Here is a 19,674-nt window from a genome sequence, read left to right as displayed (position 1 = left end):
TACTAAAACCTCTCGGGGTCCAGAAGGGCGATCAGAAGATAGATCACGAGGGCAGCGGACACGACGATCAACGCCACACTCAGTAGGCCGGCGGCTGTCATGACGGCGCCCCTTTGCTGACGCCCGACTTCGTCGAAGGACCGCCGCCGTACAGCGCGCGCAGAACCAGCGCGCACACAGCGAAGCCGCCGAAAATCAGCAGCACATAGGCCAGATCAGCCATCAAGAGTCCTTTGTATGAGTTCGACAGCTTCTGTCGAGGTCGATGCTGGAAGGAAACACAGCATCTCTCCGTCTGGGCACGGTTCCGCTGTTGCTTACGGACCTCTTACGCCCTGACCAGGCGACTTGATGGAATCTTTACGGCGGTGAACGCTAGGCGGGCGCCACCCACTCCAACAGTTCGTCCGCCGACCACGTGTTGATGACGCGTTCGGCGGGCACGCCGCATTCCTGCGCGCGTTCGCATCCGTAACCCTGCCAATCGAGTTGGCCTGGTGCGTGGGCATCGGTATCGATGGAGAAGTAGCAGCCGGTCTCCAGCGCCATCTCCATCAGCCGCATGGGCGGGTCTTGGCGTTCCGGGCGACTGTTTATCTCGACGGCCGTCCCGAACTGCTTGCATGCTTCGAAGATGATCGCCGCGTCGAATTTCGACTCCGGTCGGGTTCCGCGATTGCCCTCGACCAGCCGGCCGGTGCAGTGCCCCAGTACGTCGACATGAGGATTCGCGATGGCCTTGACCATGCGTCGCGTCATCGCCGCGCTGTCCGCGCGGAGGTTCGAATGCACACTCGCGACGACGATATCGAGTTCGGCGAGCAAGTCATCGTCCTGATCAAGGGTGCCGTTGTCGAGGATGTCAACCTCGATGCCCGTGAGAATTCGGAATGGAGCGAGCTCGGCTTGCAACTCCGCAATGACCTCGAGCTGCGAGCGCAGCCGTTCCGCCGACAGCCCGTTGGCAACCGTCAATCGCGGTGAGTGGTCGGTCAGCGCGCAATACTCGTGGCCCAACGCGACTGCCGTGCGCATCATTTCCGCGATCGGGCTTCCGCCGTCGGACCAGTTGGAGTGTGTATGGAGATCGCCTCGCAGTGCGGCGAGCAGTTCGGTCCCGCCTTCGCCGATGGGTTCGGCTTTGCCCTTGACCTCGGCGAGATAGTCGGGCTCGCGGCCCGCAACCGCCTGCGAGATCACCGCGGCGGTCTTCGGTCCGATCCCGGCAAGGGTGGTCCAGCTGTTCGTCCGACCGTGTTCGGCACGCTCGGCGTCGTCGAGGCCGTCGACGATGTCGGCGGCCTTGCGATACGCCTTCACCCGATGCGTCTCTGCGCGTGAGCGTTCCAGCCAGTATGCGACCTCGCGGAGGGCAACTGTCGGATCCACCGATCAGGTCCTCTGATACTTCATGAACGCGACGCCGTCGGCGAAGACCCGGCTGGTCATCACCCGGAAGTCCAGGGGCGCACCGACGCCGCCACCCGCACCGAACAACGGCCGACCGGTTCCGAGAACTATCGGGTAGATCTTGACGAATATCTGATCGATCTCGGGCAGCAGAGCGTGCGCCAGTTCGCCGCCACCGCAGAGCCAGATGCCGTTGTGGCCGAGTTCCTTCTTCAGCTCGCGGACCTTCGCCGTGGGGTCGGCGACGAGTTCTATTGCCGGATCAGGACTCTCGGCCAGCGTCCGCGACACCACGAACTGCCGAAGGTGCGCGTACGGGCTGGCGGTACCCGTCTTGACGCCGAAGTCGTAGGTCTTGCGCCCCATCAGCACGGAGTCGAATTCGCCGTTCTCGCTGTCGATCCCCAGCGCTTCGCGCACCTTGGTCGGCACCGTCTCCGGATACTGAGCCGTGATTGCCGGACCGTGATCACCACCGACCGGGAAGAAGTCGACCGACCCGTCCGTCGCGGCGATGAAGCCGTCGATGGTTGCCGCGACGTAGTACGTGAGCTTGCGCATCCGCCCTCCTCGATCGATACGTTACGACGGTAGCGTGCGGGGCCGACCCGTGCTGTGCAAATTTCAGACTGAGCGAGGGATCCCCTGACACCGTAAGGAGCAGGTGGGAGTCCCCCGGCTCGCGACGGTTGACCTCATACGCCCCGCGGCCGCGGCTGACACCGTGGGCACGAGAACGACGATCGGTTCATGAATTTCTCGCGTCGCATCGGGCCACCGCAGCGCTTACACGGAAGATCTTCGCGCCCATAGGCATTGAGCGATCGATCGAAGTAGCCGGACTGGCCGTTGACGTTGACGTAAAGCGAATCGAACGAGGTGCCGCCCTCCACGAGCGCCTCCCCCATCACCGCATGCACCGAATTCATCAGCGACCGCAGCGCCGGCCTGCTCAATTTGTCCGTCAGCCGGTTGCCGTGCAGCTTTGCCCGCCACAGCGCTTCGTCGGCGTAGATGTTACCGACTCCGGAGACCACCGTTTGATCGAGCAGCGCGCGTTTGATCTCGGTGTGCTTGCCGCGCAACGTCGTAACGACCGATTCGACGTCGAACAAAGCATCCATCGGATCTCGCGCGATATGAGCGACCGGCTCGGGAACCACAGTTCCGTCCACCGTCACCAACGGGGCCAACGCCCAGCCCCCGAAGGTGCGCTGATCGACGAATCGCAGCTCCGCGCCGGAATCGAGTGTGGTGACGATCCGAGCGTGCTTCTCGCGATCGACGGCAGGATCTTGGACCAGCATCTGGCCACTCATTCCCAGATGAACAACCAACGCCTCGCCCGCAGGTTCGAGTTCGAGCCACAGATACTTGCCGCGTCGCTGGGCGGCAGCGAACGTCTGCCCGATCAGTCGCGCCGAAAGGTCGTGCGCTCCGGGTTCATGGCGGCGAATTGCTCGGGGATGCAACACCTCGACGGATTCGATCGTCGCACCGACGACGTGCGTAGCAAGGCCGCGGCGAACTACCTCGACTTCGGGAAGTTCAGGCATGCGGCCGGATCAGTCGGCGTCAGGCGACAGCGCGTTCCACGCGGTGCTGGCCGCCTTCTGCTCCGCTTCCTTCTTCGACCGCCCGACACCGGTTCCGAGCGGCGATCCGCTCACCAAAACGGTTGCCGTGAACTCTTTGTCGTGATCGGGCCCGGTGGAGGTTATCTCGTACACCGGAACGCCGAGGCTCTTCTCGGCGGTCAATTCTTGCAGGCTGGTCTTCCAATCGAGGCCGGCACCCATCTTGGGTGCACGCTCGAGCAACTCGTCGAAGAGATCCAATACGACGGTGCGAGCGGCGTCGATACCGTGTTCCAGATGGATTGCGCCGAGCAGAGATTCCATGCCGTCCGCCAGGATGCTGGCTTTGTCCCGGCCACCCGTCTGCTCTTCGCCCTTACCGAGCAGCAGGTAGGTCCCGAGACCGCCTTCACCGAGGCCGCGAGCAACCTCAGCGAGAGCGTGCATATTGACGACGCTGGCGCGCAGCTTCGCTAGCTCACCCTCCGACTTCTCGGGGTGAGTGCGATACAGCTTTTCGGTGATGCTCAGCCCGAGAACCGAATCGCCGAGAAACTCGAGGCGTTCGTTCGTGGGCAAGCCACCGTTTTCGTAGGCATAGGACCGATGGGTGAGCGCAAGCGTCAACAGCGCAGGCTGAAGGTCGATGCCGAGGGCAGCGAGCAGACTGGAATAGTCCGCATCGCTGACCCACGCAACATCGTCATTGGTCGAAGCCGCACTGGCGCTTTTGCTCGCCACGTCGATCCCGGAGCAGCCGTCAGACCGCTGCTGTGACCTGTCGACCCTTGTACGTACCGCAAGACGGGCACGCGGTGTGCGGGAGAGTCTTCTCGCCACAGCCACGGTTCGGGCACGTGATCAGCGTGGGCGCAGTGGTCTTCCACTGGCTACGCCGCGACCGTGTGTTCGAACGCGACATTTTGCGCTTGGGAACAGCCACTTCTACTTCTCCTCGAAATCGGAATCTTCGTTCACAGGTTTGTCACTGGCGGCATCGGTACCGAATTTGGCTGCGAGCCCAGCCCAGCGAGGGTCAAGTATCTCATGTTTGTGCTCCGATCCTGCAATCGCCAGGCGAACGCCACATTCCGAGCACAAACCCTCGCAATCGGGGGTGCACAACGGCTGCAGCGGCAACGCGAGGCCCACTGCGTCGATGATCACGGGCTCGAGATCGATGTGATCGTCGACGACGCGATAGATCTCGTCGGATTCGGTCGTCTGCTCCGTCGCACTGTTCGGATAAGCGAACAGCTCGGTGAGAGGCAGACTCACCCGATCCTCGAACGGTTCCAGGCAGCGCGAGCATTCCCCCACCGTTGCCGCATCGACGGTCCCGGTGATCAACACTCCCTCCGACACCGCTTCCAACCGAAGCGACAGCTCGATCGGCGTGCCCTCTTCGATGGCAATCAAATCGAGCCCGATGCGATGCGGAGCAGCGATGGTCCGGTCGATCTCTTTCATCGATCCGGGACGGCGACCCAAGGACCGTGTGTCCACCACGAAATCCGCGTCCGTCAGATGACGACGCGAAGCGTGCTGGGACTTACCTGACATTGGGTATTTCTCCGCTGGTAGCGCTACAGGGCAACCACTCCACGATACGCGAGACCGACGGTACGACCAAAAGGCTCGCTACCCGCGGGTATGTCAGCGGCGCGCTGTGTCCGCCGCGTAGTCGGGAACGCCGGAACCGGTTCGCAGCTGCTGCCGCCCGCGACCGACCGTGCGAACGGTGCCGCTGAGAAATTCTTCGAACTCGGCGAGCTTGGAGTCGACATACAGATCGCAGTCGGCTCGCAGCCGATCGGATTCGGCATGCGCGCCATCGATCACGCGAGCGGATTCGGCGTGCGCGGCCTGCACCACCTCGGTCTGCGCGACCAATCGCTGCTGCTCCGACGTACCTTCCGCGACCGAGCGATCGTAGGACGCCTTGCCCGCTTCGATCATGCGATCCGCCTCGGAACGGGCACGTCCCGTCACCGCCTCGTGCTCACGATTGGCCTCCGCAACGGTCGAAGCCGCCAGAGCCTGGGCATCGGCCACCAGCTGCTCGGCATGCGAACGCGCTTCGCTGACCATCCGATCGGCCTGGTCCTTGGCGTCGGCCAGCAATCGATCCGCGTCTTCACGGGCGGTCTCGACTGTGTCTTCGGCCTGCGCGTTCGCGCTCGTCACCGTGGACTCGGCAGTCGAGCGTGCATCGCCGACCAACTTGTCGCGGTGATCGAGAACGTCCTGAGCGTCGTCGAGCTCGCCAGGGAGTGCCTCACGAACGTCGTCGAGCAGATCGAGCACGTCGCCACGCGGAACCACACAGCTCCGAGTAGGGGGAATGCCGCGCGCCTCTTCGACGATCGCCACCAACTCGTCGAGCGCCTCGAATACCCGGTACACGAAAAACCCCAATCCTCTGCCGCGTCGGAGCCCGCGCACGCGGGTATGAACATCGTCGACGACCAGTTTGCCCGCCGCGACGGGTCCCGTCCCGTTGCGACAGCGGTGTGTCGGGATTCGATCCTGTGACGCCGGTCGGCGCCTACGTCCCTGACTGCGCCTTGCGCTCGGCGATGCGCGCAAGCAGCCGCTTGTGCACCTCGGCAGGCAACATGTCTGCCACATCGCCGCCGAACGTGGCGACTTCCTTGACCAACGAACTGGACAGGTAGCTGTAGGTGGGGTTGGTGGCGATGAACAGCGTGTCGACGCCGGTGAGCTTTTGGTTCATCTGTGCCATCTGCAGCTCGTAGTCGAAGTCGTTGGCGCCCCGGAGGCCTTTGACGATCGCCGCGACACCCTGCTGTTTGGCGAAGTCGACGAGAAGGCCGTGCCAGGAGTCGACGCGAACGTTCGGCAGGTGCTGTGTGGAATCCCGGAGCATCTCGATGCGCTCGTCGATGCTGAACAACCCGCTCTTGCTCTTGTTGATCATCACGGTGACGATGATTTCGTCGAATTGCGCAGCGGCCCTTCCGATGACGTCGAGGTGACCGTTGGTCACGGGATCGAACGAACCGGGGCAGACGGCACCTGTCATGGTCTCAGACGCTATCAGTTGCGATTACCCGTGCGAGCTCGATCTTGGCTTCGCCGTACTTGCGTACCCGAAGCACTTCATAGCCCGCGGGCCAGGTGGTATCCGGCGAACGTGACGAACGTTCCAGAGCCACAACCGAATCCGTCTCGACCCAGCTGTGCGCGAGCAGCGCGACTAGGTCGGACTCGACCGAATCGTCCGACACCGCATACGGCGGATCGGCGAAGACCAGGTCGTACGGCTCGTCGGGAGCAGTTGCCAGCACCGCCGCGACAGAAGACACCCGAACCACGGAACCTGGCATGTTCACCACCGCGGCGTTGTCCTTGACGGTCCCCGCCGCCTTCGCATCGGACTCCACGAGCAGCACGTGGCCTGCACCGCGCGAGAGCGCCTCCAGCCCCAGCGCACCCGAGCCCGCGTAGAGATCGAGTACGCGCGCCCCGTCGAGATCGATGCGACTCACGATGGCGTTGAACACCGCTTCCCGCACCCGATCGGAGGTCGGCCGCGTCCCGGCAGGCGGCACCTGCAGGCGGCGTCCCCGCGCGACGCCCGCCACGATTCTCGGCACGGTCTACTCCGCGCTCGATTCCTCGCTGAACGCGACCTCGGCGAGCAGGTCGCCGCCTTCGACTTGTTGGACGGCTCCGATCGCCAAGCGGGTGACGGTGCCCCCGCGTGGGGCGGTGATCGCGGCTTCCATTTTCATGGCTTCGATGGTCGCGACGGTGTCGCCGGCTGTGATCTTGTCGCCGACCGCGATGGAGAGCGTCACGACACCGGCGAACGGTGCCGGAATGTGCGCCGGGTTGCCCTTCTCTGCCTTCTCCGCGGCGGGAACGTCGGCGGAGACGGACCGATCACGCACCGATACCGGGCGTAGTTGACCGTTGAGGATGCACATCACGGTCCGCATGCCGCGTTCGTCGGGTTCGGAGATCGCTTCGAGTCCGATCAACAATTCGACACCCGGGCCGAGCTTGACCCGGTGTTCGTCGCCGCGGCGCAGTCCGTAGAAGAACTGGTTCGCCGAGAGCCCGGAGGTGTCGCCGTATTGTTCGCGGTGCGCCTCGAATTCCTTTGTCGGACCGGGGAACAGCAGACGGTTCAGCGTTGCCTGCCGCTGCAGCGATGTCCCGGCCAGGCCGGTTTCGTCGGCCGGGGTCAACGCCGTGACGGGCTTGGTGGCACCGCGGCCTTCGAGTGCACGGGTGCGGAACGGCTCGGGCCAGCCACCGGCCGGGGTGCCGAGATCGCCACGGAGAAACCCGATCACCGAATCGGGGATGTCGTAGCTGCCGGGGTCGGCGGCGAACGCCTGCACATCGACACCGGTACCGACCAGCGCCAATGCAAGGTCGCCGACCACCTTCGACGATGGTGTCACCTTCACCAACCTGCCGAGCAGGCGGTCCGCGGCGGCGTATTTCGCTTCGACTTCCTCGAACCGATCACCCAGACCCAAGGCGATGGCCTGTTGCCGCAGGTTCGACAGCTGCCCACCCGGGATTTCGTGGGTGTAGACGCGGCCGGTGGGTGCGGGCAGCCCGGACTCGAACGGTTTGTAGACCTTGCGCAGCGCCTCCCAGTACGGTTCGAGGTCGCACACGTTCTGCAGATCGAGACCGGTGTCGCGTTCGGTATGTGCTGCTGCGGCAACGATTGCCGAGAGCGCGGGCTGACTCGTCGTGCCCGCCATCGCCGCACTGGCACCGTCGACCGCATCCGCACCCGCCTGCCACGCCGCGAGATACGTGGCCAACTGGCCGCCCGGGGTGTCGTGGGTGTGCACGTGGACCGGAAGGTCGAAGTTCTTCCGCAACGCGGTCACCAATGTCGTGGCCGCGGGCGCCCGCAGCAACCCGGCCATGTCCTTGATCGCAAGCACGTGCGCGCCGGCGTCGACGATCTGCTCCGCAAGGCGCAGGTAGTAGTCGAGGGTGTAGAGCTGCTCGGCCGGGTTGGCGAGGTCACCGGTGTAACTCATCGCGACTTCGGCCAACGCCGTCCCGGTTTCACGGACAGCGTCGATCGCGGGCCGCATCTGATCGACGTTGTTCAGGGCATCGAAGATGCGGAAGATGTCGACACCGGTGTCGGTGGCTTCGGTGACGAACGCGCGTGCCACGTCGTCGGGATAGGGCGTGTACCCGACGGTGTTGCGGCCACGCAGCAACATCTGCAGACAGATGTTGGGGACGGCTTCGCGCAGCGCGGCGAGGCGTTCCCACGGATCTTCGTGCAGGAACCGCAGTGCCACATCGTAAGTTGCGCCACCCCACGCTTCGATCGACAACAATTCCGGCGTCAACCGCGCAACATGCCCGGCAACACCCAACAGCCCGGTGGTCCGCACCCGTGTTGCCAACAACGACTGATGCGCATCACGGAAGGTGGTGTCGGTGACGGCGAGCGCCTTCTGCTCGCGCAACGCAGCAGCGAACCCGTCGGGTCCGAGTGTGAGCAGACGTTGCCGGGAGCCGTCCGGTGGGGCGACAGTCAGATCGATATCGGGCAGCTTGTCGTGCGGGTACACCGTCGACGGCCGCTCACCGTGCGGCTTGTTCACCGTCACGTCCGCCAAATAGGTCAGGATCTTGGTGCCGCGGTCGGCGGAACTGCGCATCGTCAGCAGCTGCGGGCGTTCCTCGATGAACGAGGTCGTGACCCGACCCTCCCGGAAGTCCGGATCGTCGAGTACCGCCTGCAGGAACGGAATGTTCGTCGACACACCACGGATACGAAACTCGGTGACCGCCCGCCGCGCCCGCGCGACCGCGGTCGGGAAATCCCGGCCGCGGCAGGTCAGCTTGACCAGCATCGAGTCGAAATACGCACCGACTTCGGCACCGAGGCTGGATCCGCCGTCGAGGCGAACACCCGCACCACCGGGGGTGCGGTACGCGGTGATGCGACCGGTATCGGGTCGGAACCCGTTCGCGGGATCCTCGGTGGTGATGCGGCACTGCAGGGCAGCACCGCGCAACACGATCGTCTCTTGAGACAATCCGAGATCGTCGAGGGATTCGCCGGAGGCAATCCGTAGCTGTGACTGCACCAGATCGACATCGGTGACTTCCTCGGTGACCGTGTGCTCCACCTGGATTCGCGGATTCATCTCGATGAACACATGCTGACCGCGTTTGTCGAGGAGGAACTCCACCGTGCCCGCACACGTGTAGCCGATCTGTTTGGCGAACGCGACGGCGTCCGCACAGATCTTGGCCCGCAAGTCTTCCGGCAGGTTCGGGGCCGGCGCCAACTCGATCACCTTCTGATGGCGGCGCTGTACCGAGCAGTCACGCTCGAAGAGGTGGATCACGTTGCCGTGTTGATCGGCCAGGATCTGGACCTCGATATGGCGCGGATCGACGACAGCCTGCTCGAGGAACACCGTCGGATCACCGAACGCGGATTCCGCCTCCCGCGCTGCGGCTTCGATCGATTCCCGCAACAGTTCCGGCTCGGCAACCCGGCGCATGCCGCGACCACCACCACCCGCGACCGCCTTGACGAACAACGGGAAATGCATCGTCTTCGACGCCTCGATCAGTTCCTCGATATCGGCCGAGGGCTCCGACGACGCCAACACCGGCAAGCCCGCAGCCTTGGCAGCGGCGATCGCTCGCGCCTTGTTGCCGGTGAGCTCGAGAATCTCCGCCGACGGCCCGACGAACGTCAGACCCGCCTTCTTGCACGCCGCCGCAAGGTCCGGATTCTCCGACAGGAACCCGTATCCCGGGTACACAGCGTCCGCACCCGACTTCTTTGCCGCGGCCACGATCTCCTCGACCGTGAGATACGCCCGGACCGGATGCCCCTCCTCACCGATCTGATAACTCTCATCAGCCTTCAAACGATGAACAGAGTTTCTGTCCTCGTACGGAAAGACGGCAACCGTTCCAGCGCCCAGCTCATAGGCGGCGCGAAACGCACGAATGGCGATCTCGCCACGATTAGCAACCAAGACTTTGGAGAACATTGACTCAACGTACCGGTCACGGTGTCCTCCCGTTACGGCTGATCCCCACATTCTCGGACCTTCGCAGCCATCTTCGCAGCGGACTGCCTGGTAACGGCGAAGGTGCGGCTCTACCTGCCGCGATACTCACTGTGCAGCCCGGTTACCGGTGAGCGTCCCGCAACCTCGCCGACCCACACACCGAACGGGTCGGCAGTGTCGCCATCTCGTCGAAAAATGAGCACTTCATGCCCGCTCGGCGACGACTTCCACTCTGGCCGCCACGTGCTTGTGCCACGGCGTACCTGCCCACTCGTCACGGTCGGTGGTCGAGGTCAATTCGTTGGGCGCGATGCCGCTGCCCGCAGTGCCGCCACCAGCGCTGGACAGTCCGAATCCGTTCGGTAAGGACACATGTCCCGACCGCATCCGGTCGGTCGGCTCTACTGCAACCTCGGCACTGCCACCTTTCGTGGTCAGTCGGACGCGGTCGCCGCCGACGACGCCCAGCCGTTCCGCGTCCGTCGTACTCATCCGCAGCGTTCCGCCGCTGTCGCGTTTGCGCCATCGCGGATCTCGCATGATCGTGTTCGCCGTAAAGGCGCGGCGTTCACCGGCCGACAGCACGAACGGCCACTCGGCGTCATCGGCATCGGATGTTCGGTCGGCGAGACCGGCCACCGCCGCGAGCAGCTCGGGGACGTCGAGCTGGATCTTGCGACCGTTGAGCCTGCGCCAGCTCTCGTCCTGCGGGTCGTCGGTGATGACGACGCCGTGGTCGCCGGTCACGATGGCCTCGAAGAGGTTCTCCCCCGCCTCCAGCCCGGTCCCGTACCCCGCCCGTTCGACGCCGACGGGGTTCTTACGCGCACACTCGTGGGCCGCGGGCCAGAGGAGGGCCGCAGCGTCGGCGCCGTTCGGCAGCGTGGGCCCGAGCGTCCGGAAGAGCAAGACGGGCGCGAGGCGCTCGAGCCGCGGATCGGCCATCGCAGGCAGGAACGCCTGAGCGAACGCCATTCGCCCCTGTGCTGCGGCATCCCTGAACGGCGCGTAGTCGTCGTCGGTCAGTTCACCCGCAGCCTCGACGAGACGCGCATGGATTTCGGGTTCGGAGAGAACCCCGTCCGGCGGTTCGACCACCGGATGCCGCAGATGAAAGATGTTGCGCGGGAAGTCGAAGTTGAAGAACGTCGCCTCGAACTTCTCGAATTGTGTTGCCGCAGGAAGGATATAGTCGGCGAGGCGCGCGGTCTCGGTCATCGCGACATCGATCACGACGACGAACTCCAGCGCCGCAATCGCTTCTCGCATGCGCGCCGAATCAGCAAGCGAATGAGCAGGATTGGCGCTTTCGACGAACATTGCGCGATACCGGTCGGGGTGGTCGCAGAGAATTTCGTCCGCGATGACGTTGCACGGAACCAGCCCACCTATGATCGGCGCACCGACTACGGGACTCGTCGGGCCGGTCCCGAACACATGACCGCGGTCGCGGCCGATCGACGCGAGCCCGGAGAAGACATACTGTGCGCCTTCCTTCCCGAAGTTGCCGGTCAACAACCAGATCAGCTTTTCGACGTAGCTGACCAGGGTGGAATCACGGTTCATCTGCACGCCGAGATCTTCGAGCACCGCCACACTCGATGCCGCAGCGATCCGAGCGGCACAGGCGCGCACCAATGATTCGTCGACGTCGGAGATCGCACAGTAGGCGGGCACGTCCACGCCCTGCAGCACGGCCGACACCGCATCGAGTCCTTCGGCATGTTCGGCGAGCCACTCGAAAGCGATCAGACCGTCCTGGACCAGGATTGCCGCGAGTGCGGTCACCACATAGATATCGGTTCCCGGCCGTACCTGCAGATGAAAATCGGCGAGTTCGGCGGTCTCGCTGCGGACCGGGTCGATCACGATCATCGACCGAGCCGGATCCTTACCGATTTCCTTGAGAACGGCACGAGCCCGCGGAAAGCCGTGCGACTGGTACGGATTCTTGCCGATGAACAGTGCCACTTCGCAGTGCTCGATATCCGCACGATTCGGCGCACCCAGCATCCGAGCGTTCACCCAGAACTCGCCGGTCTTCTCCTGAGCGAGCGCGCTCGATCGGTACCGCATGCCGAACGCATGCATGGTCGCCGGTGCGTATGCACCGCCCAGGTGATTACCTTGCCCGCCACCGCCGTAGTAGAAGATCGATGCGCCGCCGTGCGCCTCCTGGACCCGTTTCAACCCTGTGGCAACGTCACGGATCGCCGTGTCCCAGTCGACTTCCTCGTAGGTGCCATCGGCGCGGCGTCGCATCGGGCGGGTGATCCGGTCCGATGCTCCGTTCTGATAGTGGTTGAGCTGCAATGCCTTGTTGCAGGTGTAGCCCGCAGAGGTCGGATGCAGCTTGTCGCCTCGGATCTTGTCGAACACACCGTCGGTTCCGACCAGAATGTCGATGCCGCAATTGCATTCGCAGAGGATGCAGGCATTGGTCTTCCACGTACCCGCCGGCGGCGTCAGGGTTGTCGTCATCGAATTCTCCTGCCTCGGCGGTCTCCTGTGACGGTACCGCCATTGGCTGTAGGCAACCCAGGCCTTGGCGGCCCTATACTTCGGGGTGCAGCTGGTTCGCCGGTGTGGTCACGAGGAGCCCCGAAGACCATCCCCGGTGTCGAAGCGCGATCGCGGTGTTTGCCGCGGCCGCGTGAGAGGGAACCCGGTGAAAATCCGGGACTGTCCCGCAGCGGTAAGCAGGAACGACCGCCGTCATACGCACTGGGTGTTGCCACCTGGGAAGCGACGGCCAGTAGGTTCGGCCCTTTCGCCGAGCGCCCGCGAGTCCGAATACCTGCCGACTGCGCTGGATACGCCGTATTCAGCGGTCACCGCCTCGTGGACTGGGCGATGCGACCTTTCGGTGCTGGTCGATGTGTCGTGGGCTCCGGTGGGTGCGTGTCGTTCGTGCGGTGGTGATCACCCGTGCAATTCCATCGGAGAAGATCATGAGTACTCGCTTTACCGCCACCGTCCTCGGCACACCGCGAATCGGGCCTCGCCGCGAACTCAAGAAGGCCGTCGAGTCGTACTGGGCTGGTCGTATAGACGCCGCCGCTCTTGCCGCCGCCGCCCGTACGCTGCGCGAGCAGCAGTTCGGTGAGCTGCGCGACGCCGGGCTCGATTCGATTCCCGTCAATACGTTCTCGTACTACGACCACGTGCTCGACACCGCAGTTCTGTTGGGCGCCTTGCCCGCACGGTTCGACGCGATCACAGACGATCTGGATCGCTACTTCGCCGCCGCGCGTGGCAACGACATCGCTGCCCCGCTGGAAATGACGAAGTGGTTCGATACCAACTACCACTACCTGGTACCCGAGATCTCGCCGAACACGACGTTCTCGTTGAACCCGGCGAAGGTACTGGCGGAGCTGAACGAGGCGCTGGCGCTCGATCTTCCAGCCCGCCCGGTGTTGGTCGGTCCGGTCACGTTCTTGCTGCTGTCCAAGCCGGTCGACGGTTCGGGTGCACTGCTGGATCGTCTCGACGAGATAGTGCCGCTCTACGTCGACCTGCTCGCCCAGCTGAAAGCAGCAGGTGCGCAATGGGTTCAGATAGACGAGCCGGCACTGGTCGGCGACCTGGACGACGCGATCCTTGCCGCTGTCGACCGCACCTACCGCACCCTTGCTGGCACTACGGACCGTCCGGCCATGCTCGTCGCGTCCTACTTCGGCGAGCTGGGCGCCGCGCTCCCCGTGCTGGCGGCAACCGAGATCGATGCCGTCGCAGTCGATCTGGTCGCTGGCAAGGACTCCGACGCGTTGGCGTCGATTCCGGCGATGGCCGACAAGCTGATCGTCGCCGGCGTCGTCGACGGCCGCAACATCTGGCGCACCGATCTGGATGCTTCGCTGGCCACGCTCGGCACCCTATTGGGTAGTGCAGGCTCGATCGCGGTGTCCACGTCGTGCTCGCTGCTGCACGTTCCCTACACGCTCGTCGCCGAGACCGAGCTCGACGATCGGCTGCGATCCTGGTTGGCCTTCGGTTCCGAAAAGGTCGGCGAGGTGGTTACTCTCGCCGCCGCATTGAACGCGGGACCGGAATCGGTGTCGGACACGCTGGCCGCGTCGCGTGCAGCGTTGCAGACCCGCGCATCCGATCCTCGTTTGCACAACGACGCAGTACGTAACCGTCTGGCAGCGCTGGGACCGGACGCTGCCACCCGCACCCCGGCAGCTGACCGTCGCGCACTCCAGGCCGAACGCTTGGGTCTGCCGTCGTTGCCGACGACCACCATCGGTTCCTATCCGCAGACCTCGCAGATCCGCATCGCGCGGGCCGCGCTGCGCAAGGGCGAGATCGACCAGGCCGAGTACGTGCGACGCATGCAGGCCGAGATCGCCGATGTGATTGCGCTGCAGGAGAAGCTGGGCATCGACGTGCTGGTGCACGGCGAGCCGGAGCGCAACGACATGGTGCAGTACTTCGCCGAGCAACTGGACGGATTCTTCGCCACCGCCAACGGCTGGGTCCAATCGTACGGTTCGCGGTGCGTACGGCCGCCGATCCTGTTCGGTGATGTCGTGAGGCAGCATCCGATGACCGTCGAGTGGATCACCTACGCGCAGTCGCTGACGTCCAAGCCTGTCAAGGGCATGCTGACCGGTCCGGTCACGATCCTTGCGTGGTCGTTCGTTCGCGACGATCAGCCTCTTGCCGACAGCGCTCGTCAAGTGGCACTGGCGATTCGGGACGAGACTGTGGATCTACAGGCAGCCGGCGTCGGCATCGTGCAGGTCGACGAGCCTGCACTGCGCGAGTTGCTGCCGCTGCGTTCCGCGGACAAGCCGGCGTACCTGGACTGGGCCGTCGGTGCGTTCCGCCTGTCCACGGCGGGAGTCGACGAGACGACGCAGATTCACACCCACCTCTGCTACTCCGAGTTCGGTGAGGTGATCGGTGCGATCGCAGGCTTGGATGCCGATGTCACCTCGATCGAGGCGGCGCGCTCGCACATGGAGGTTCTCGACGACCTCAATGCCGTCGGCTTCGATCTCGGTGTGGGGCCGGGTGTCTACGACATCCATTCCCCCCGAGTGCCGAGCGTCGAGGAGATCGTGGCGTCGTTGCGATCAGCACTGGAAGCCGTTCCGGTCGAGCGACTCTGGGTCAATCCGGACTGCGGTCTCAAGACCCGCGGCACTGCCGAAGTGGAGGCATCGCTGAAGAATCTGGTCGAAGCAGCGGCGCAGGTCCGCACTTCCCTGTAGCTGCGACTTCGTCGCAGGTGAGCGTTTGATTGGTCTCTGCACCAACTAAACGCTCACCTGCGCGTAGCGCACTAGCAGGTGAGATCGAGCGGTCCGCCCTGGTTGAACGACACGTGAACGTGGTCGTAGTGATTCTGAGTCGGGCTGCCCCGGTCCTCCATGAACGACCAGCCGCTGCCGTCGTTGTATCGCTGCTGCCAGATCACGTAATTGACGTTGAGCCAGCCCTGATTGTTCAGAACGTAGTTGGCAAGTGCGTCACCGAGCGACGAGTCGCTGATCATGAAGTCGAGCGCCATACCGGTGCTGTGATCGTCGGCGCCGTAACGACCTTCGGCGCCACCGACATCGACGATGCCGAACTTTTCCCTCAGCATGTTTCCGGCCATCGCAACGTGCGGCTGCGCACCTTTGAGGACTGTGGAGCAGAGCTCGCGCAGGATCGGCGGCAGGGGCGGGGGCGGCGGCGGGGCCTCGCTGGTCGGTGGTGGCGGTGGTAGTGGGGCCACGGTGGTCGTCGGTGCAGCCGAGGTCGTCGTGGCGGTGGACGTTGTCAGCTTCGACGACACCGCGGAACTCTCCGGCCGCTGTTCCTGCTCCGGCTGTCCGAGCACGATCCCGATCCCGGCGACAACAGCGAAAACGGTCGCCAAAGTCACCGTGGCCTGGAGTTTCCAGGCCGCAGGCTTCTTGCGATGGGTACCGGACACTGCGCGGATCACCGTTCGGTAGGAGACAAAGTCTCCCAAATGTTACGAAACGGTCGCGGAAAAGTCACGTTCAAGCAAAGATGAGCCCTGGATTTCCCGTTGCGGAACCCCTGTGTACTCGCTCAACGGACGGATCAGCGCGTTCGATCCGGCCTGTTCGATGATGTGAGCGGTCCACCCGGTGATGCGACTCATCACGAAGATCGGCGTGAACATCTCGATGTCGAAGCCCATCAGGTAGTAGGTGGGTCCAGTCGGGAAATCGAGGTTCGGCTTGATTCCGGTGGCCTCCACCATCGTCGACTCGAGAATGTCGTACATCTCGATCCACTTCTCACCGCCGGCGACCGCTGCCACGTCCGCGAACGCGGCACGCATCGTCGGTACCCGCGAGTCGCCGTTCTTGTAAACGCGGTGGCCGAAACCCATCACCTTGTCCTTGGCCGCCAGCTTGCGCCGCATCCACTCCGCCGCCTCGGTCGGTTCACCGATCTCGAGCATGTCGTGCATGACGGCCTCGTTCGCGCCACCGTGCAACGGTCCCTTCAGGGCACCGATCGCGGCGGTGACGGCGCTGTACATGTCCGACAGGGTCGAGGTGACCACCCGCGCAGTGAACGTCGACGCGTTGAAGCTGTGCTCTGCGTACAAGATCAGCGATGACTGGAACGCCTCGACGATCCGCGCATCGGGGATTTCACCGAAGCACATGTTCAGGAAGTTCTCTGCGAATCCCAGATCGGATTGTGGCGCAATGGGATCCAATCCACGACGCCGTCGCATATCGGCAGCAATGACGGTGGGTAGGACTGCCGTCATCCGGAGCGCTTTCGCGAGATTCGCCGACTGAGCGCTGTCGTCCTCCTGCGGGTCCTCCGCGCCCAGGTAGCTGATGGCGGTGCGAACCACATCCATCGGATGGCAGTTCTCCGGCAGCTTCTCCACCAGTGACAGCAGCGATCGATCGGCTCGCCGCTGCGCGCGCTCACGCTGCGTCAACAGTTGCAGCTGTCCCGGATCCGGCAGTTCGCCGTACCAGAGCAGGTAGGCGACCTCCTCGAAGGTGCACGACGCCGCGAGGTCCTGCACGGCATACCCGCGATAGGTCAACGAATTGGTTTCGGGCACAACCTTGGAGATCGCCGTCGTGTCGACCACGACTCCGGCCAAGCCCTTCTTGATCTCACTCATCATGACTCCGCGACCGTGAAGTTGAAGATGCCTGTGTCGAACTCGTTGTAGTTCTCGTACTGCAGCAATTCGTAGAGCCGTGCCCGATGCTGCATGGTGTCGAGAAGGCTTTCCTGCGTGCCGGTTTCGGCGATGGTGCGCAGACCGTTCTCGACGGCCTGCATCGCGATACGCAGTGTCGTGACCGGGTAGATGACCACGTTGTAGCCGAGATTCTCGAGCGTCTGCGCCGACAACAGTTCGGACTTGCCGAACTCGGTCATGTTGGCCAACAACGGAACTGCCACGCATGCCCGGAACTTCTCGAACTCTGCCTCGTCCGCAAGCGCTTCGGTGAAGATCATGTCCGCGCCGGCATCGATGTACGCCTTCGCGCGATCGATTGCCGCGTCCAGCCCTTCGAGAGCCCGAGCATCGGTGCGAGCGCAGATCACGAAGTTCGGATCCCGCCGGGCCGAGACAGCCGCGCGGATGCGCTGCACCATCTCCCCCGTCGGCACCACGGCCTTGCCGTCGAGGTGCCCACAGCGCTTCGGGTTGACCTGATCCTCGAAGTGCGCGCCGGCGATACCCGCGTCCTCGAGCACGGTTACGGTGCGCGCCGCACTCATCGGCTCACCGAAACCGGTGTCGGCGTCGATGAGAGTCGGCAGGTCGATGACGCGGGCGATCTGCTGGCCCCGCCCTGCGACCTCGGTGAGCGTCGTCAGACCGATGTCCGGCAAGCCGAGATCAGCGGACAGCACCGCACCCGATACGTACACACCCTCGAATCCCAGCTGCTGGACCTGCATCGCGACCAGCGGAGAGAAGGCACCGGGCAGGCGTTGAATCTTGCCGGACGCCAACCCCTTCCGGAAGGCGATTCGCTTCTCCGCGGGGGCGGACGGCGCCGAGATGACGCGCGACATCAGGCGGTCCTGCCAGCGTCGAATATGCCGTTCGGGACGCTCGGCGCGGCGAGCACCGCATCGGAGACGCTGAAACTGAGCTGGTCCAGCTCGCCTGCGCGCAGTTCTGCGGTGCGCTCGGCCGCCGCGAGGAAACGATCCTGCTCGGCAGGCTCGATCACTCCCTCGGCGAGAGTGCGGAACTTCGCGATGTACTGCTCGCGTCCGAACGGCCTGGCACCCAACGGGTGTGCGTCGGCGATAGCCAACTCGTCGACGATCGTTTCGCCGCTCCTCAGCGTCACGACTGCCTTGGCGCCGAAAGCCTTCTCCGCCGGATCGGTCGCGTGGTAGCGGCGAGTCCACTCGGGGTCCTCGACGGTCGAGATCTTGTTCCACAGCTCGACAGTGTCTGGACGTTGCGCCCGCTCCGGTGCGTACGAGTGCTGGTGATGCCAGGTTCCGTCCTGCAGCGCGACCGCGAAGATGTACATGACCGAGTGGTCGAGCGTCTCGCGCGAAGCATGCGGATCGAACTTCTGCGGATCGTTGGAGCCCGTACCGATCACGTAGTGAGTGTGGTGGCTGGTGTGCAGCACGATCGACGCGATCTGCTCCAGATCGCCGATGCGGTCGCGCATCCGGCGCGCCAGATCGATCGGCGCCTGGCTTTGGTACTCCGCGGAGTGCTCCTTTGTGTAGCTGTCGAGGATCGCGCGCTTTGCCTCGCCCGGGCCTGGCAGCGGCACACTGTATTCCGCGTTCGGTCCGCCGAGCAGCCAAGAAATGACGCCGTCCTCGCCTTCCCAGATCGGCGATGGCGCACCCTCACCGCGCATCGCACGGTCGACAGCCTCGACGGCCATCTTTCCGGCGAAAGCCGGCGCATACGCCTTCCAGCTGGAGATCGCACCCTTCCGGGACTGCCGCGTCGCCGTCGTCGTGTGCAACGCCTGACCGATCGCCTGGTACACCGTGTCGGCATCGAGGCCGAGCAGCGTTCCGATCCCGGCCGCGGCAGACGGGCCGAGGTGGGCGACGTGGTCGATCTTGTGCTCGTGCAGACATATCGCCCGCACCAGGTCGATCTGGATCTCGTAACCCGTTGCCAGCCCGCGGATCAGGTCCGCGCCGCTACGACCGGCGTGCTGAGCGACGGCGAGGATCGGCGGAACGTTGTCACCGGGGTGCGAGTACTCCGCGGCGAGGAACGTGTCGTGGAAGTCGAGTTCACGAACGGCGACACCGTTCGCCCACGCCGCCCACTCCGGCGAGAATCGCTGCCCGACGGGGAGTCCGAACACAGTCGACCCAGGGTTGTACGGATGCGCGATCGCCTGCTGCCGCGCGCTGGCGACCGGTTTGCGAACGAGCGACGCAGCTGCAACGGAGGCGTTGTCGATGATGCGGTTCACGATCATGTCTGCCGTATCCGGGGAGACCTCGACGGCATCGGTAGCGACTTCCGCGATCTTCCAGGCCAGGTGCTCGCTGACGGGAAAGTCCTCGGCCGATCGTCGTGTCCGCACTACATGGGTTTTCATTCGTCCTCCTGAAGCAGTTACTTCGCACGCTACGCACAACTCCCAGGAGGAAAAAGACCTCGCAAATGCCTATTTTTG

The 19,674-nt window shown here is 64.2% G+C and carries 18 protein-coding genes and 1 riboswitch; of the genes, 1 reads left to right on the top strand and 17 read right to left on the bottom strand.

The window, feature by feature from the left end:
- Positions 1-2 precede the first annotated feature (2 nt).
- From kdpF to FOY51_RS06910, 13 genes are all read right to left on the bottom strand, one after another.
- Positions 3-101, bottom strand: coding sequence for a K(+)-transporting ATPase subunit F (kdpF, locus tag FOY51_RS06965; protein ID WP_149429427.1), 99 nt, complete (start codon positions 99-101; stop codon positions 3-5).
- A complete protein-coding gene (locus FOY51_RS27830; RefSeq protein ID WP_290367877.1) occupies positions 98-223 on the bottom strand; it encodes a hypothetical protein in 126 nt (41 codons plus the stop codon). Before FOY51_RS27830 ends, kdpF begins: the two co-directional genes overlap by 4 nt.
- Positions 224-375: 152 nt before the next feature.
- Entirely contained in the window at positions 376-1,389 is a 1,014-nt protein-coding gene (locus tag FOY51_RS06960) for a PHP domain-containing protein (RefSeq protein ID WP_149429426.1), read from the bottom strand.
- 3 nt (positions 1,390-1,392) lie between these two features.
- Entirely contained in the window at positions 1,393-1,971 is a 579-nt protein-coding gene (locus tag FOY51_RS06955) for a dihydrofolate reductase family protein (protein WP_149429425.1), read from the bottom strand.
- A 134-nt stretch (positions 1,972-2,105) separates the two neighbouring features.
- Positions 2,106-2,966, bottom strand: a complete 861-nt coding sequence (gene mutM, locus FOY51_RS06950; protein ID WP_149429424.1) for a bifunctional DNA-formamidopyrimidine glycosylase/DNA-(apurinic or apyrimidinic site) lyase — start codon at positions 2,964-2,966, stop codon at positions 2,106-2,108.
- 9 nt (positions 2,967-2,975) lie between these two features.
- Complete coding sequence (gene rnc / locus FOY51_RS06945; protein WP_235916183.1) at positions 2,976-3,653, bottom strand: ribonuclease III; 678 nt, start codon at positions 3,651-3,653, stop codon at positions 2,976-2,978.
- Between the two features lie 94 nt (positions 3,654-3,747).
- Entirely contained in the window at positions 3,748-3,930 is a 183-nt protein-coding gene (gene rpmF, locus FOY51_RS06940) for a 50S ribosomal protein L32 (RefSeq protein ID WP_149429422.1), read from the bottom strand.
- Between the two features lie 2 nt (positions 3,931-3,932).
- Positions 3,933-4,550, bottom strand: coding sequence for a YceD family protein (locus tag FOY51_RS06935; protein ID WP_149429421.1), 618 nt, complete (start codon positions 4,548-4,550; stop codon positions 3,933-3,935).
- A 93-nt stretch (positions 4,551-4,643) separates the two neighbouring features.
- A complete protein-coding gene (locus FOY51_RS06930; RefSeq protein WP_149429420.1) occupies positions 4,644-5,393 on the bottom strand; it encodes a DivIVA domain-containing protein in 750 nt (249 codons plus the stop codon).
- 142 nt (positions 5,394-5,535) lie between these two features.
- Complete coding sequence (coaD, locus tag FOY51_RS06925) at positions 5,536-6,033, bottom strand: pantetheine-phosphate adenylyltransferase (RefSeq protein ID WP_149429419.1); 498 nt, start codon at positions 6,031-6,033, stop codon at positions 5,536-5,538.
- A 4-nt stretch (positions 6,034-6,037) separates the two neighbouring features.
- Positions 6,038-6,607, bottom strand: coding sequence for a 16S rRNA (guanine(966)-N(2))-methyltransferase RsmD (rsmD, locus tag FOY51_RS06920; RefSeq protein ID WP_149429418.1), 570 nt, complete (start codon positions 6,605-6,607; stop codon positions 6,038-6,040).
- Between the two features lie 3 nt (positions 6,608-6,610).
- Positions 6,611-10,018, bottom strand: a complete 3,408-nt coding sequence (locus FOY51_RS06915) for a pyruvate carboxylase (RefSeq protein WP_149429417.1) — start codon at positions 10,016-10,018, stop codon at positions 6,611-6,613.
- A gap of 225 nt (positions 10,019-10,243) precedes the next feature.
- Positions 10,244-12,520, bottom strand: coding sequence for a molybdopterin-dependent oxidoreductase (locus tag FOY51_RS06910; RefSeq protein WP_149429416.1), 2,277 nt, complete (start codon positions 12,518-12,520; stop codon positions 10,244-10,246).
- Positions 12,521-12,656: 136 nt separating this feature from the next.
- Positions 12,657-12,858: riboswitch (cobalamin riboswitch) on the top strand.
- A 132-nt stretch (positions 12,859-12,990) separates the two neighbouring features.
- Here FOY51_RS06910 and metE point away from each other — a divergent pair.
- Complete coding sequence (gene metE / locus FOY51_RS06905; protein ID WP_149429415.1) at positions 12,991-15,261, top strand: 5-methyltetrahydropteroyltriglutamate--homocysteine S-methyltransferase; 2,271 nt, start codon at positions 12,991-12,993, stop codon at positions 15,259-15,261.
- Between the two features lie 71 nt (positions 15,262-15,332).
- On the opposite strand, the gene FOY51_RS27945 is transcribed toward metE, so the two are convergent.
- Genes FOY51_RS27945 through prpD form a run of 4 tightly spaced genes read right to left on the bottom strand, consistent with a single transcriptional unit; the run spans position 15,333 to position 19,596 of the window.
- Positions 15,333-15,971, bottom strand: a complete 639-nt coding sequence (locus FOY51_RS27945) for a VldE C-terminal domain-containing protein (protein ID WP_214633067.1) — start codon at positions 15,969-15,971, stop codon at positions 15,333-15,335.
- A 42-nt stretch (positions 15,972-16,013) separates the two neighbouring features.
- Positions 16,014-17,162, bottom strand: a complete 1,149-nt coding sequence (locus FOY51_RS06895; RefSeq protein ID WP_149429414.1) for a bifunctional 2-methylcitrate synthase/citrate synthase — start codon at positions 17,160-17,162, stop codon at positions 16,014-16,016.
- Complete coding sequence (gene prpB, locus FOY51_RS06890; RefSeq protein ID WP_149429413.1) at positions 17,162-18,073, bottom strand: methylisocitrate lyase; 912 nt, start codon at positions 18,071-18,073, stop codon at positions 17,162-17,164. Before prpB ends, FOY51_RS06895 begins: the two co-directional genes overlap by 1 nt.
- Positions 18,073-19,596, bottom strand: coding sequence for a 2-methylcitrate dehydratase PrpD (gene prpD / locus FOY51_RS06885; RefSeq protein ID WP_149429412.1), 1,524 nt, complete (start codon positions 19,594-19,596; stop codon positions 18,073-18,075). Before prpD ends, prpB begins: the two co-directional genes overlap by 1 nt.
- Positions 19,597-19,674: the final 78 nt, after the last annotated feature.

This window comes from Antrihabitans cavernicola (genome assembly GCF_008297975.1).
GTDB classification, from domain to species: Bacteria; Actinomycetota; Actinomycetes; order Mycobacteriales; family Mycobacteriaceae; genus Antrihabitans; species Antrihabitans cavernicola.
The sequence above is the reverse complement of the archived record's forward strand: the minus strand, read 5'-3'. Positions and strand labels throughout refer to the sequence as shown.